14 protein-coding genes are annotated in these 13,082 nt (G+C 31.3%); 6 read left to right on the top strand and 8 right to left on the bottom strand.

The genetic code is table 11. From position 1 onward, the window contains the following. Nucleotides 1-134: 134 nt before the first annotated feature. Together JAO71_RS14760 and JAO71_RS14755 are read left to right on the top strand one after the other, a co-directional pair. Nucleotides 135-575: a hypothetical protein gene (locus JAO71_RS14760; protein ID WP_116823200.1), complete on the top strand. Its 441-nt coding sequence runs from the start codon at nt 135-137 to the stop codon at nt 573-575. 18 nt (nt 576-593) lie between these two features. After that, nucleotides 594-809, top strand: coding sequence for a hypothetical protein (locus tag JAO71_RS14755; RefSeq protein WP_054851517.1), 216 nt, complete (start codon nt 594-596; stop codon nt 807-809). Nucleotides 810-975: 166 nt separating this feature from the next. Here JAO71_RS14755 and JAO71_RS14750 read toward each other — a convergent pair whose 3' ends face one another. Continuing rightward, complete coding sequence (locus tag JAO71_RS14750; protein ID WP_203001561.1) at nt 976-1,917, bottom strand: NAD-dependent epimerase/dehydratase family protein; 942 nt, start codon at nt 1,915-1,917, stop codon at nt 976-978. Between the two features lie 94 nt (nt 1,918-2,011). On the opposite strand from JAO71_RS14750, the gene JAO71_RS14745 reads away from it, so the two are divergent. From JAO71_RS14745 to JAO71_RS14735, 3 genes are read left to right on the top strand one after another with little or no spacing between them, the layout of a single operon-like run. Further along, complete coding sequence (locus JAO71_RS14745; protein ID WP_054851519.1) at nt 2,012-2,725, top strand: glycosyltransferase family 2 protein; 714 nt, start codon at nt 2,012-2,014, stop codon at nt 2,723-2,725. After that, entirely contained in the window at nt 2,725-3,348 is a 624-nt protein-coding gene (locus JAO71_RS14740; protein WP_028289533.1) for a lipid-A-disaccharide synthase N-terminal domain-containing protein, read from the top strand. The genes JAO71_RS14745 and JAO71_RS14740 overlap by 1 nt, the downstream gene beginning before the upstream one ends. After that, nucleotides 3,341-4,975 (top strand): ArnT family glycosyltransferase, encoded by a 1,635-nt coding sequence (locus JAO71_RS14735; RefSeq protein ID WP_203001559.1) that lies wholly within the window; start codon nt 3,341-3,343, stop codon nt 4,973-4,975. Before JAO71_RS14740 ends, JAO71_RS14735 begins: the two co-directional genes overlap by 8 nt. Before the next feature lies 1 nt (nt 4,976). Here the strand turns inward: JAO71_RS14735 and JAO71_RS14730 are convergent, their stop codons facing one another. The 7 genes from JAO71_RS14730 to mnmA are packed head-to-tail and all read right to left on the bottom strand — an operon-like array spanning nt 4,977 to nt 11,883. After that, nucleotides 4,977-5,552 (bottom strand): phosphatase PAP2 family protein, encoded by a 576-nt coding sequence (locus JAO71_RS14730; RefSeq protein ID WP_203001549.1) that lies wholly within the window; start codon nt 5,550-5,552, stop codon nt 4,977-4,979. 32 nt (nt 5,553-5,584) lie between these two features. Next, nucleotides 5,585-5,812: a hypothetical protein gene (locus JAO71_RS14725; RefSeq protein ID WP_028289530.1), complete on the bottom strand. Its 228-nt coding sequence runs from the start codon at nt 5,810-5,812 to the stop codon at nt 5,585-5,587. Nucleotides 5,813-5,832: 20 nt separating this feature from the next. Then, the gene (locus JAO71_RS14720; protein WP_203001547.1) at nt 5,833-7,215 is read right to left on the bottom strand and encodes an MATE family efflux transporter; all 1,383 of its coding nucleotides are present in this window, start codon (nt 7,213-7,215) and stop codon (nt 5,833-5,835) included. Nucleotides 7,216-7,257: 42 nt separating this feature from the next. Next, nucleotides 7,258-8,019, bottom strand: coding sequence for an FkbM family methyltransferase (locus JAO71_RS14715; RefSeq protein ID WP_203001545.1), 762 nt, complete (start codon nt 8,017-8,019; stop codon nt 7,258-7,260). A 14-nt stretch (nt 8,020-8,033) separates the two neighbouring features. Then, nucleotides 8,034-8,975, bottom strand: coding sequence for an NAD(P)H-dependent flavin oxidoreductase (locus JAO71_RS14710; RefSeq protein WP_116823205.1), 942 nt, complete (start codon nt 8,973-8,975; stop codon nt 8,034-8,036). Between the two features lie 33 nt (nt 8,976-9,008). Next, on the bottom strand, nt 9,009-10,640 hold the full coding sequence (locus JAO71_RS14705; protein ID WP_116823206.1) for a S8 family serine peptidase: 1,632 nt from the start codon (nt 10,638-10,640) through the stop codon (nt 9,009-9,011). A 25-nt stretch (nt 10,641-10,665) separates the two neighbouring features. Then, nucleotides 10,666-11,883 (bottom strand): tRNA 2-thiouridine(34) synthase MnmA, encoded by a 1,218-nt coding sequence (gene mnmA / locus JAO71_RS14700; RefSeq protein ID WP_262510791.1) that lies wholly within the window; start codon nt 11,881-11,883, stop codon nt 10,666-10,668. Between the two features lie 150 nt (nt 11,884-12,033). On the opposite strand from mnmA, the gene JAO71_RS14695 reads away from it, so the two are divergent. Next, nucleotides 12,034-13,005, top strand: coding sequence for a fasciclin domain-containing protein (locus JAO71_RS14695; RefSeq protein ID WP_203001543.1), 972 nt, complete (start codon nt 12,034-12,036; stop codon nt 13,003-13,005). The last annotated feature ends 77 nt before the right edge of the window (nt 13,006-13,082 follow it).

Here is a 13,082-nt window from a genome sequence, read left to right as displayed (position 1 = left end):
AATGCAATTAATTTATACAACGAAATAAGATTACACTTATCTTTAGGTTATAAAACACCGAATATGGTATATAAATTATCAGCTTAAAAATAAATTTTAACCTGTAGCCATATTTCAGGACGAGACATTTAAAGATGCGCAAAACAGCAGAACGGATAATACAAGAATTATTTATTAGGAGAGTTTTCAGAAAATTTAAAGATAGCCTTCCAACTAAATCTGATTTTGAAAATCCGAAATTTGATTATCACGTTTTAGCTGATGCGATAGTTTGGGAAGACGAAGGAATTGAAAAGTGCAATCCTAAATTGGAAAACGCTTTAAGGTATGCACTTAATTATCGGACAAATTTAATTGCGAATACAGACTTTGAAACTAATAACGCTAATTCAGGTAAAATTGAAAAACGGACTTTTAAATTAGCAAAAAAATACTTTCCGAATTGGATTAGATTTAATGAAAGTAGATGTTCTTACAACTCTGAATTATCTGACCGAATTAAAAGAATTAGAAAAGTTTCTGAATGGAAAATTGATAAGATGTTGAATTATGAAAAAACCGAATTTGAAAATTAAAAACGAGAAATTTTAAAAATGGAAAATATAATAATTGTCGTTTTAGTAATCCTTCTTGGAGCTTTCATTTATTGGGCATATTTACCTGACTATAAACGAAACCCAAAAGAATTTTGGAGAACTATTATCGGAATGCCGATTGGAATGTTATTTGGCGGAATTGGATTTCGAGGTTTAAATGAAAAAATAAGGAAATGGGCAGTTGGAGAAAAAGAAAAAAGTAAAAAACGTTAGGAAACAAAGTACTGTGTTAAAAAACAAGTAAAAACTCATTAATTTTTCAATAAAACACTTTTATAATTATTATCATAAGTTAGTCCTGATTTTGCTATTGTAAAAGTAATAATTACAAAGAAAATTAGCTTTTAAAGCTAGTTTACTAATAAACTTGAAAAAACAACTACAAAAAATTAGCCTTATACCATTCTACTTGGGCTGCAACACCTTCTAATAAAGTTGTTTTTGGATTATAATGTAACAGTTTTCTAGCTTTATCAATATTAGCTTTTGTACGCAATTGGTCTCCTACTCTAGACTTGACATGATCTATTTTTATAGTTTGACCAATAACTTGTTGTACTGCTTCAATACCATCTTGAGTAGTATGTTCTACCTCTGTACCAAGATTAATAATTTCTCCATCTACAACATCTTCATTATCTATAACGCTTACAATTCCGTCTACTATATCACCAACATAAGTAAAACTACGTAAATGCGTTGCACTACCATTATATAACGGAAAAGCCTCTCCATTATATGCGCAAGTAATTAATTTTGTATACATTTTTTCTGGACGCTCTCTTGGTCCTATTACAGAATATAAGCGTAAGGAACAGCTTTTAAATTGGTGTTCTCTACTTTTTTGTAAAACAAGTTGCTCTGCTGTTAATTTTGTAACGCCATAATGTGATGCTGGTTTTGGTGCTGCATCTTCAGCAAAGGTTGCTTGTAAACCATAAATTGAAGACGTCCCTATATTAACAAATAATTGCAATGCATTGCACTGTAATGCATAATCTATTAAATTTTTAGTCCCAATAATGTTATTACTAAAATAATCTTCAAATGTAGAGCTTGCAGAAATACCAGGCTGTGCAGCAAAATGAAAAATATAGTTGATGTCTTTTGGTAAAGCTTTGGCTAAACTATCATCTCTTAAATCGGCTTTTATAATGGTTATTCCCTTATTTAAAAGTGCTTTTTCGTTTAAGGTTTTCAGCTTTAAGCTGTAATAATCATTAAAATTATCTAAACCAACAACCTGATGACCTAAATCGTGTAAACGCTCACAGGTGTGAGAGCCTATAAAACCTGCTGCTCCAGTGACTAATATTTTCATAAATGTTTTTAAGTATTACAAAGAAACAGATTTTTTTTCGATAGTAATTTCAATTCTTTAAAAAACAATACATTTGCAGTACTAAAATAGGTTTATGAATTACCAATTTACCATTGTTGTTCCTGTTTATAACGAGGAAGATAATTTATTAAGAGTTGAAAAGGAGCTGTTAGCTTATACAAAAATAGCAACTAAAGTTACCAAAATATTGTTTGTTAATGATGGCTCTAAAGATAAAAGCCAAGATTTAATTGAAGCTATTTGTAGCAGAAACGAGCAGTTTGACTATATTTTATTTAAAGAAAATAGAGGATTAAGTGCTGCTATTAAAGCAGGTTTTGATTACACTACCACAGAGCTTGTTGGTTATATTGATAGCGATTTACAAACTACTCCAGAAGACTTTAATTTACTTTTAGCACATATTGGTGAGTTTGATTTGGTTACAGGTGTACGCTCTAACCGTAAAGATAGTTTTGTAAAAAACATGTCGTCAAAAATTGCTAACGGAATTAGACGTGCTTTTACCAAAGATGGTATGGATGACACTGGTTGTCCTTTAAAAGTTATTAAAACAGTCTATGCTAAACGTATCCCAATGTTTAAAGGATTACATCGTTTTTTACCTGCTATGATTATGTTACAAAACGGTAAGACTAAGCAAATACCTGTACAACATTTTCCTAGAGTTGCTGGAGAAGCCAAATTTGGTTTATGGAACCGTTTACTTGGACCTTTAATGGATTGCTTTGCTTATTTATGGATGAAAAAAAAGTACATCAATTACGAAGTTGCTAAACAAAAATAATGAGCAATTGGATTATACTTAGTATAGGTTTTTTGGCTCAAACCTTATTTTCTTCTCGATTAATCATCCAATGGATTACAAGCGAGAAACAAAAACGTGTCATTACACCAACCTTATTCTGGACTCTAAGTTTAATTGCGTCTTTCCTTTTGTTTATATATGGATATTTACGTGATGATTTTGCAATTATGTTAGGTCAAAGTTTGACTTATTATATTTACATAAGAAATCTACAATTACAAAACCAATGGAAAACCTACCACGTTAGTGTACGTTACATCTTATTATTAATGCCTGTTTTTGTGACAGTCTTTTACTTTAATAATAACGAAATTGATACTGTAAAATTATTTAAAAACGAAGCCATTCCGTTTTGGTTATTGTCGTTAGGCATAGTATCTCAAATTATATTTACACTACGTTTTGTATTTCAATGGATTTATTCTGAAAAAAACAAAGAATCATCTTTACCGCTTGGCTTTTGGGCTTTAAGCTTAACAGGATCGCTTTTAATTTTGACTTACGCTATTTTTAGAGTAGATTATGTCTTATTAGTTGGACACTCATTAGGAGCTGTTATTTACATTCGTAATTTATTGATCTTAAAAAAACAAGATGCCTAAATTTTTAAAAAAATATCCGCTTGCAACTCTATGTTTGCTTATTGCAATCATGCTACTACCAAATTTAGACACTATTCAAGTTACCATTATGGAGGCTCGTAATTTTATTACAGCTAGAGAGATGATACAAGATAACAACTGGTTGTTAACTACCATGAATGGTCAAGCACGTTACGAAAAACCACCTTTACCAACTTGGTTAACTGCTATTTCGGGATTAGTTTTTGGTGTTAAAAGTATTTTTGGAATGCGTTTACCTGCTATAATCATGATTATGGTTTTAGCGATATACAGCTACAAACTGTCTAACTTAATTTTAAAAAATCAAATACACAGCTATTTAAACACTTTAATTTTAGTGACTTCATTTTACGTTATTGGAATTACAATTGAAGCACCTTGGGATATTTTTACTCATGGTTTTATGATGGTTGCTATTTACCACTTAGTTTGCTTTTTTAATTCTGACATTACTAAATGGACCTCTGTTATTTATGCTGGATTTTTTATAGGATGTTCTATTTTAAGTAAAGGTCCTGTAAGTTTTTATGCCTTGTTATTACCATTTACAATGGCTTATGGTTTTAGTTTTAAATACAATACTATTAAACCTAAAATAGTACCAATATTAGCTCTTTTAATAATAGCATTAACTATTGGAGGTTGGTGGTATTTATATGTTAGATTAGAAGATGTTGAAACTTTTAAAGCCATCACAAGTAAAGAAACTGGAAATTGGACAAGTTACAATGTTAGACCATTTTACTACTATTGGAGCTTTTTTACACAAAGTGGATTATGGACTATTCCTGCATTTATAAGTTTGCTTTATCCATATTTAAAATCGAGAGTTATAAATTTTAAAGCCTATAAATTTACATTATTATGGACCATTTTTGCAGTTATTTTATTATCCTTAATACCTGAAAAAAAATCGCGTTACTTGATGCCTGTATTAATACCACTAGCTTTAAATATTGGCTTTTATATTAATTATTTAATTCGTGAATTTAAATCGTTAACAGATAAACGCGAAACTATTCCTGTATATTTTAATTTTGGATTAATAGCTGTAATAGGTATGATTGCTCCTATCGCTCTATTTTTTATGTTTAAAACAGAATTAAGTCAGCATCCAATTAAGTTTGCTGTTTTTGTAATAGTTGCATTTACTTTAGGTCTATTTATTTTACTAAAGCTAATAAAGAAAGACATTAAAACTGTTTTTATCTTAACAACTACTTTTTTTGGTGCTTTATTTTTATTTGGATTACCGCTTTTTAAAACGTTTACAAGTTCTAATTTTAAACCAATTAATTCTTTATTAAAAACTCATCAAGAAGCTCAAGTTAAATTGTATAATATAAACCATATCTCTCCAGAAGCTATTTGGCAATATGGAACAAAAATTCCGCAGATAACAAAAAAAGAAGGCGCTTATACTTTTCCTGAAGCTACTGAATTTGGAGTTTTAGCTAACAATATCAGTGAAAAAGATCAAGAAATAATCAGCAAAAACTATTCATTTGAATTAATTAAAACTTTTGATTTAAACGAAAGTGAACCAGATAGTAAACAGTATAAAGATAGACTGATTAGCAAGTATTATTATTTCAGAAAAAAATAAATTATTTTAATTGAAACCTTGACTGTAAATATTTGTCAAGTTTATAGAATAAATATCCAGAGAGCGCACCAAATATCATTCCGCTTACAACATCTAAAGGATAATGTACTCCAATGTAAATTCGGCTATATGCCATAGCTAGAGCCCAAATAATTAAAAAGTATATCAAGTATTTATACTTATAACGTAACATTAATCCAGAAAATATTGCGACTGCCATACTGTTACTTGCATGTCCAGAAAAGTAACCATATTGTCCACCACACCAAGATTTAAGTAATCTCATGGCTTGCACCAGCTCGTCTTCATGACAAGGTCGTAATCGTTTAACTAATACTTTTTTAAATAAATTAGTAACTTGATCTGTAAACAAAATCATTAATGCAATAACCACTAATGTTAATACAAACATTTTTGTATTCAACTTTTTATACATTAAAAACAACAGGATAACGTAAAACGGAACCCAATGTACTTTGTCAGTATAAAAAACCCAAAAGGCATCCCAAGAGGTGCTTCCTAAATTGTTTAAAAACAAAAATAATTCTTTGTCGTATTGTACTAATTGGTCTAACATATAATAATTTTGAGGGTAATTAAACCCAGTTTTTACTCTTCGTAACGTGCAACTTCACGATCATAAAAAGCAGTAGCTTCTTTAATTAAGTTTTCGGTTTCCATTTCTAATTCTCTTTGATCATGTTGGTCAAAATCTTCAAACCACTCTACCTCATCATCTTCAAGATTAATTATAAATCTAGGAAATTCGGTATGTATTACAAAGATTGCATTTGGATGATCTGTATTATCACCTAATATATATTTTGGTAATTCCATGTTTTATTAACTTTTAGCAGTTAGTTATTAGCTGAGTTCAAAATTAACCTTTTAGTTAGATAATTAAAACGTATAAACAATAAAATAGCAGCAGTTGTTAGTCCTGCTAGTAAACCTAGCCAAATACCAAAACTACCATAAGCATCTGCTTTTCCAAAATACCAACTAACAGGAAATCCTATTAACCAATAGGAAATAAAAGTGATTAAAGTCGGTATTTTAACATCTTGTAAACCTCTTAAAGCTCCAAGAACAACAACTTGCAGGCTATCACTAATTTGAAAAATGGCTGCTGCAATTAGTAATTGTGAAGCTATGGATACAACTTCCATATTATCTTTAAAATTAATAGCATCGTCAAAATCCACATATAATCGTGGTAAAAACTGATTGAATATTAAAAATAAGGAAGCAAAAATTACTGCAAAAATAAAACCCATCAAAAATAAAGACACTGCAATACGACGTAGTTCTAAATATTGATACAAACCTTTTTGATTTCCAACCCTAATCATTGAGGCTACACTTAATCCCATAGCAACCATAAAGGTCATTGAGCTTAAGTTTAAAGCCACTTGATTAGCTGCCTGAGGGTTTTTACCTAACAAACCACTTAACCAAATTGCTGCTGTAAAGATGGCTACCTCAAAAAACATTTGCATAGCGCTTGGTGTACCTAAACTTATAATCTTTTTTAGCATTAATTTATCTAAAACAAACAACTTAATATTGGTAACATAATCTTTAGATTTTGCTCTACCTTTTAAAAGCCACCATAAGTAAAATACCATAACAACACGAGACACTAAAGTCCCATAAGCTGCACCTACAATACCCATTTCTGGGAAACCAAATTTTCCGAAAATCAATAAATAGTTTAAACCTACATTAATTAAGTTAGCTACAATTGTGGCATACATTGGATATTTAGTCAATGACAAACCATCACTAAATTGTTTAAAACCTTGAAAAATTATTAACGGAATTAAAGAAAAGGCTACCAAATCTAAATACGGAATGGCCAACTCTACAACCTCAATTGGTTGTTTCATCAAATACATTAAAGGTTTTGCAAAAAACACTAATAAGAATAGTAAACAACCTAAAACAGTGCATAAAAATAAACCATGCTTAAAAGCAGATTTTCCTTCGTCAAAATTGTTGGCGCTATCTGCCTCAGCAACTAATGGTGTTATAGCTGTACTAAAACCAATACCTATAGACATTGCTATAAACATAAAACTGTTTCCTAACGACACAGCTGCTAACTCTGCTGTACCTAATTGGCCAACCATAATATTGTCTATAAAACTCACAAAAGTATGACCTAGCATACCTAACATTACAGGAGCTGCAAGCTGCCAGTTGTATTTAAATTCTTTTGTGTAATTGCTTAAAACCATAAAGCAAATGTAGTTGTTTTTAAACGGAAAACATCTTAAATATTATTTTGAAAACACTAGATTTTCACCAGAATATGATATTTTAAAATTCTCAGATTTTAATATTTTATGAATCAATTTAGTGACACCAGGCTCATAATTTTCATGAAGCTCTAAAAATCCAAATGATGTTACAGACAACCATGGTTGTACATTGTTTTCAAAGATTATTTTTTCTGTACCTTCAATATCAATTTTTAATAAGTCAATACTTTCTAAATTAAATTGTTTCACTATCGTATTAATCGAAACCCCTTTAAATTCGCCTTCATCTTTTTTAGCTTCAACAACTCTAAAAGCCCATTTCCCTGCATTTTTATTTAAAATATTTAAGTCTGAATCTTTATACCATACACCACCTTCTAATAGCTCTACATTTGTTAAATTCTGAGTGTTTTTTCTAATCATTTTAATATTAGAATGATCTGGCTCAATAGCAATAATTTTAGCATCCTTGAATTTATTTTTAAAATAAACTATTGAATAGCCACAATTAGATCCAGCGTCTATAATAGTTTCAACCTGATTTGGGTATGTGACATTATATTCTTCTGCAATAAAAATTTGCTTAAAAATTTTAAAATCGGAAGTCTTAGGTCTTAAATATATAGTTGAAGTATAACTTTTAAGTTTAAGTTCTAAAAACTCGGAATCACTTTGTAAATTAGATATTAGCTTAAGATATTGAAAAATACCAAGTACATCTATCCACTTGAAAAGATATTTTATCTGGTAAGCTTTAAAAAACAGTTTATTTATTAGCATTTATATAAATACTATTAAAGTTTAGCCACATTAAGTTTAGCCGCTTCAAACTCTTCTACCATATGTTTTACAATATCAGCAACTGGTTTAATGTCGTGTATTAATCCTGCAATTTGACCAATTTCTAATTCGCCATCTTCTAAATCGCCTTCAAACATTCCTTTTTTTGCTCTTGCACGACCAAGTAATTCTTTAAGTGCTTCAAGTGAAGGCGCTGTTTTGTATAAAGCTTCAATTTGATTAAAAAACTTATTTTTAACTAATCTTACAGGTGCTAATTCTTTTAAAGTTAATTGTGTATCTCCTTCTTTAGCATCTACAACTACTTGCTTAAAATTATCATGTGCACTACTTTCTGTACTTGCAACAAATCGGCTTCCAACCTGTACTGCGTCAGCTCCTAAAATCATACTCGCTAACATAGCTTTACCAGTAGCTATTCCTCCAGCTGCAATTAATGGTATTTCTAACTGCTCTTTAACCATTGGAATTAAAGTTAAAGTTGTGGTCTCATCACGACCATTATGTCCACCAGCTTCAAAACCTTCGGCTACAATTGCATCTACACCAGCAGCTTGTGCTTTTAAAGCAAACTTAACACTACTGACAACGTGTACAACTGTAATACCTTGATCTTGTAACCACTTAGTCCATGTTTTAGGGTTTCCTGCAGAAGTAAATACTATTTTAACACCTTCTTCAACAATAATATTCATAATCTCTTCAATGTTTGGATACAACATTGGGACATTAACACCAAAAGGCTTATCGGTTGCTTTTTTACATTTTTGAATGTGCTCTCTTAACACATCAGGATACATACTTCCTGCTCCAATTAGTCCTAATATTCCTGCATTACTAGCTGCTGAAGCTAGTTTCCATCCACTATTCCAAATCATTCCTGCTTGGATTATTGGATATTTTATACTGAAAAGTTTTGTTATAGAATTTGGCATTAGTTTTATGTTAGTTTGTTAAAATTATATCTTTTACTTTTTAATAATTTTTTTAGTAATTGACAGGCCTTCTGCTTCAATTTTAATTAAATAGACACCTTTAGATAATACTGATGTATTTATCTTTTTATTAATTGCATTGACTTTAGTATCGATTACTTTTTTACCTAAAACATCATAGATTTTTATACTAACTTCTTCAAATTGACTAGGAATTTCGACTGTTAATTGATTGACAACAGGATTAGGATATAGTTTTAGTGTTGTGTTTTGGGTATTAAATTCATCTAAAGATAATCCTTCAGCTAAAGCTAGAGATAAATCAGGAATACCATAACCTAAGAAAAAATCTGGTGTGGTGTATTGTGATGCTGACTCGCGTACCAATTGCATAATTTCGGCATTCGTTTTATTAGGTAATGCTTGCCATAAACAGACAATTCCTCCTGCTAAAATTGGAGCACTAAACGATGTTCCGTTTAAAGTTGTTACAGCATCATTAGTATTTATAACATAACTAGCTTGACCTTGAGCTACAACATCTGGCTTTTGTGTTGGTTGAGCATTACTACCTCTTGAACTAAAAGACGCATAAGTCCCATTAGCTTGCACTGCACCAATACTAAATACACCTGAAGCATCTGCTGGTGCACCAACAATTTGCCAACTACCACTACCTGAATTTCCAGCAGAATTAACGACTAGTATCCCTTTTTCAAAAGCAATATTAGCGCCTTTTGTAATGTAAGCAGTATTACCATCCATCTGAGCTGGAGTATAACTGTAATTAGAATTATCAAAGGTCGTATAGCCTAAGGACGAATTTATAACATCTACACCTAAACTATCTGCACGTTCTGCAGCTTCAACCCAAAGACTTTCTTCCAAAGGTGTTTCGGTTGCTGCATCTTCTGTTCTAAATAAATAATAGGTTGCGTCTGGAGCTGTACCTACAAATTGATCTTGAATAAATCCAGCCATATCACTTAATACCCAAGTTCCGTGAGAATTACCTGTGTAAGCATAAACGTTTGAATTTCTATCTACAAAATCATAACCTCCAGCAATTCCGTTAGCATCTCTTAAACGCTGAAAACCATTCATAGTCTCAACATTAGGAAAACCAGCATCAATAACTGCTACTGTCATTCCTGTACCTGTGTAATTATTGATATTTTGGTGTAAATGATCTACTCCAATCATGGTTACTTGATTAGAGGTATTACCATAAGTAAAGTCTGTTAAACTAGCTTCAAAATCGTGTTTATTTTGGTTTTGAGCAGGACGTGCATTTAAACTTGAATCTGCAAAATCTATAGTACTTACTATAGAATTACCATTAACCATAACAGCTGACAAAGCATTAATATTGGTTTGAGTACCTAAAACATGCACTGCATTAAACCATTTAGATTTTGAAACTACTGTAATACCTGTTTGAGATTTTATTGCTGATATGTAAGATTCATCAACAGGAACATCTCTAAAATCTACAGTTACATTATGTGCAGCTTTACGATCTAATGCTTTTTGAGTTAAAATAGAAATAGGATTAGCTAAAGCTGTTGCACTATCAGGTTTGTCTGCTAAATACACCCAAGCATGTTCTTGTGCGTAAATCCCAATTGAAAACATTGAAAATAAAAATAAGTAAATGTGTTTCATAGCAATAACGTTTTGTTACTGCAATTTAAGAAATTACACCAGAACCAACTAATTCTTCATCTAAATACCAAGCAACAAATTGACCTTCTGTAATTGCAGATTGAGGGTTTTCAAACTGAACGTAAAGTCCAGATTCTACTTTATATAAAGTGGCATTTTCAAGTGGTTGTCTGTATCTAATTCTGGCTAAAACTTGCATACTTTGATCGTTTTCTAAAGCCAAATCTTGTCTAACCCAATGTAACTCATCATTGGATACAAATAATGCTTTTTTAAATAAACCAGGATGAGATGCACCTTGACCTGTATAAATCACGTTTTCGTTTACATCTGTATCAATTACAAATAAAGGTTCAACCGTACCACCAACTGCTAATCCTTTACGCTGACCTTTTGTAAAATAATGTGCACCTTGATGTTTACCCATTATTTTACCTTCAGCCACTTGGTAACTTGGCTTTCTGGATTGATATTGGAGTTCTTCTAGCTTATTATTAAAAGTTGGTAAAGTTTCGTTGTAAAACGAATTATCTTTAGGTATTTCAACTATAACACCTTCTTTAGGCTTCAGTTGTTGTTGTAAAAATTCTGGTAATCTTACTTTACCAATAAAACATAACCCTTGTGAGTCTTTTTTATCTGCTGTTGTAAGTTCCTGCTCTTTAGCAATGGCTCTTACTTCTGGTTTTAATAATTCTCCAACCGGAAATAGTGCTTTTGCTAATTGTGCTTGAGATAATTGACATAAAAAATAAGATTGATCCTTATTACTGTCCTTTCCGGCTAGTAATTGGTGTACTTCTTGACCATCTTTAGTTATTGTAGTTTTACGACAATAATGTCCTGTTGCAACATAATCCGCACCTAGATCTAATGCTATTTTCATAAAAACATCAAACTTGATTTCTCTATTACATAACACATCAGGATTGGGTGTACGACCTTTTTCATACTCGTCAAACATATAATCTACGATACGTTCTTTATACTGTTCACTTAAATCAACAGTTTGAAAAGGAATACCTAATTTTTCTGCTACTAACATAGCATCATTACTATCGTCTAACCATGGACATTCATCTGATATAGTAACGGAATCGTCGTGCCAGTTTTTCATAAACAGTCCAATAACCTCATAACCTTGCTCCTTCAATAAGTAAGCAGCAACGCTAGAATCTACACCTCCTGACAATCCAACAATAACTCTTTTTTTCATGACTAATTTTAAATAGACTGCAAAGATAAGTTTTTATATAAAATCTATTAGCATAAACTAGAATTGGATTATCTACTAACATAACTACAAAACAAGTGGTTATAAAATTTTAACAAATCTTTAAGTTGTTTTGTTTAATCTTTTGTTAGATTTGTTAAACAAAATAAAACAAAAAATATGAAAACTATCAAAAAATTATCACTGCTATTTTTAGCGACATTTGCATTTGTATCTTGTAGCGACGACGATGACGCACAACAAATGCAAGAACAACAATTAAATATTGTTGAAACTGCACAAGCAACACCAAGCTTAAGTATTTTAGTTGAAGCTGCTGTACAAGTTGGATTAGTAGATGCTTTGTCTGCATCTGGAGACAAAACAGTATTAGCACCAACAAATGATGCCTTTACAGCATTTTTAGATGCTAAAGGATTTGCATCTTTAGAAGAAGTTCCTGATGAAGTACTAACGCAAATTTTGTTAAACCATGTTATTGATGGATCTAACATCATGTCTTCTGACTTAGCAGGAAGCACTGGTTACACAACAACTTTAGCTTCTGGACCAAATAACACTAATTTAAGTTTGTTTTGGGATGGTACTTCTGGAGTAACGTTTAACGGAACGTCTGACGTAGCATTAGCAGATATAAATACGTCAAACGGAATTGTTCATGTAGTTGATGCAGTAATTGATTTACCAACAATAGCGACATTTGCAACCTCTAACCCAAACTTGACAAACCTAGTTGCAGCCTTACAATATGCTGATTCTGGAATGCCAACAGTACCTTACATTACTACAGTGTCTGATGCTGAAGCTGGACCCTTTACAGTATTTGCACCTACTGATGCTGCTTTTGGAGACTTATTAGTAGAACTTAATGCAACAGCTTTAACAGACCTTGATACAGCTACAGTTGATGCTGTTTTAACTTATCACGTAGTTGCAGCTAACGTACAATCATCAATGCTTGCTTCTGGTACTGTTGCTACTTTAGGAGGTGACATTACAGCAGACGCTACAGCATTTACTTTAACTGATGCCAATGATAGAGTTAGCAACATAATAACAAGTCTAGTAGACATACAAGCTACAAATGGTGTTGTACATGCTATTGACCAAGTTATTTTACCACCACAATAATATTTAGTGTGTTTACCATAACATTTACCCTTAATAATGTTATTGTAAATTTAAAAGCCGACTTAATATATAAGTCG

It is taken from the genome of Olleya sediminilitoris (assembly GCF_016785945.1).
Lineage (GTDB): Bacteria > Bacteroidota > Bacteroidia > Flavobacteriales > Flavobacteriaceae > Olleya > Olleya sediminilitoris.
The sequence above is the reverse complement of the archived record's forward strand: the minus strand, read 5'-3'. Positions and strand labels throughout refer to the sequence as shown.

Bases quoted from the DNA above. Each gene is read 5' to 3' on its own strand.
- JAO71_RS14760 (WP_116823200.1), top strand. From the start codon at position 135: ATGCGCAAAACAGCAGAACGGATAATACAAGAATTATTTATTAGGAGA.
- JAO71_RS14755 (WP_054851517.1), top strand. From the start codon at position 594: ATGGAAAATATAATAATTGTCGTTTTAGTAATCCTTCTTGGAGCTTTC.
- JAO71_RS14750 (WP_203001561.1), bottom strand. From the start codon at position 1,917: ATGAAAATATTAGTCACTGGAGCAGCAGGTTTTATAGGCTCTCACACC.
- JAO71_RS14745 (WP_054851519.1), top strand. From the start codon at position 2,012: ATGAATTACCAATTTACCATTGTTGTTCCTGTTTATAACGAGGAAGAT.
- JAO71_RS14740 (WP_028289533.1), top strand. From the start codon at position 2,725: ATGAGCAATTGGATTATACTTAGTATAGGTTTTTTGGCTCAAACCTTA.
- JAO71_RS14735 (WP_203001559.1), top strand. From the start codon at position 3,341: ATGCCTAAATTTTTAAAAAAATATCCGCTTGCAACTCTATGTTTGCTT.
- JAO71_RS14730 (WP_203001549.1), bottom strand. From the start codon at position 5,552: ATGTTAGACCAATTAGTACAATACGACAAAGAATTATTTTTGTTTTTA.
- JAO71_RS14725 (WP_028289530.1), bottom strand. From the start codon at position 5,812: ATGGAATTACCAAAATATATATTAGGTGATAATACAGATCATCCAAAT.
- JAO71_RS14720 (WP_203001547.1), bottom strand. From the start codon at position 7,215: ATGGTTTTAAGCAATTACACAAAAGAATTTAAATACAACTGGCAGCTT.
- JAO71_RS14715 (WP_203001545.1), bottom strand. From the start codon at position 8,019: ATGCTAATAAATAAACTGTTTTTTAAAGCTTACCAGATAAAATATCTT.
- JAO71_RS14710 (WP_116823205.1), bottom strand. From the start codon at position 8,975: ATGCCAAATTCTATAACAAAACTTTTCAGTATAAAATATCCAATAATC.
- JAO71_RS14705 (WP_116823206.1), bottom strand. From the start codon at position 10,640: ATGAAACACATTTACTTATTTTTATTTTCAATGTTTTCAATTGGGATT.
- JAO71_RS14695 (WP_203001543.1), top strand. From the start codon at position 12,034: ATGAAAACTATCAAAAAATTATCACTGCTATTTTTAGCGACATTTGCA.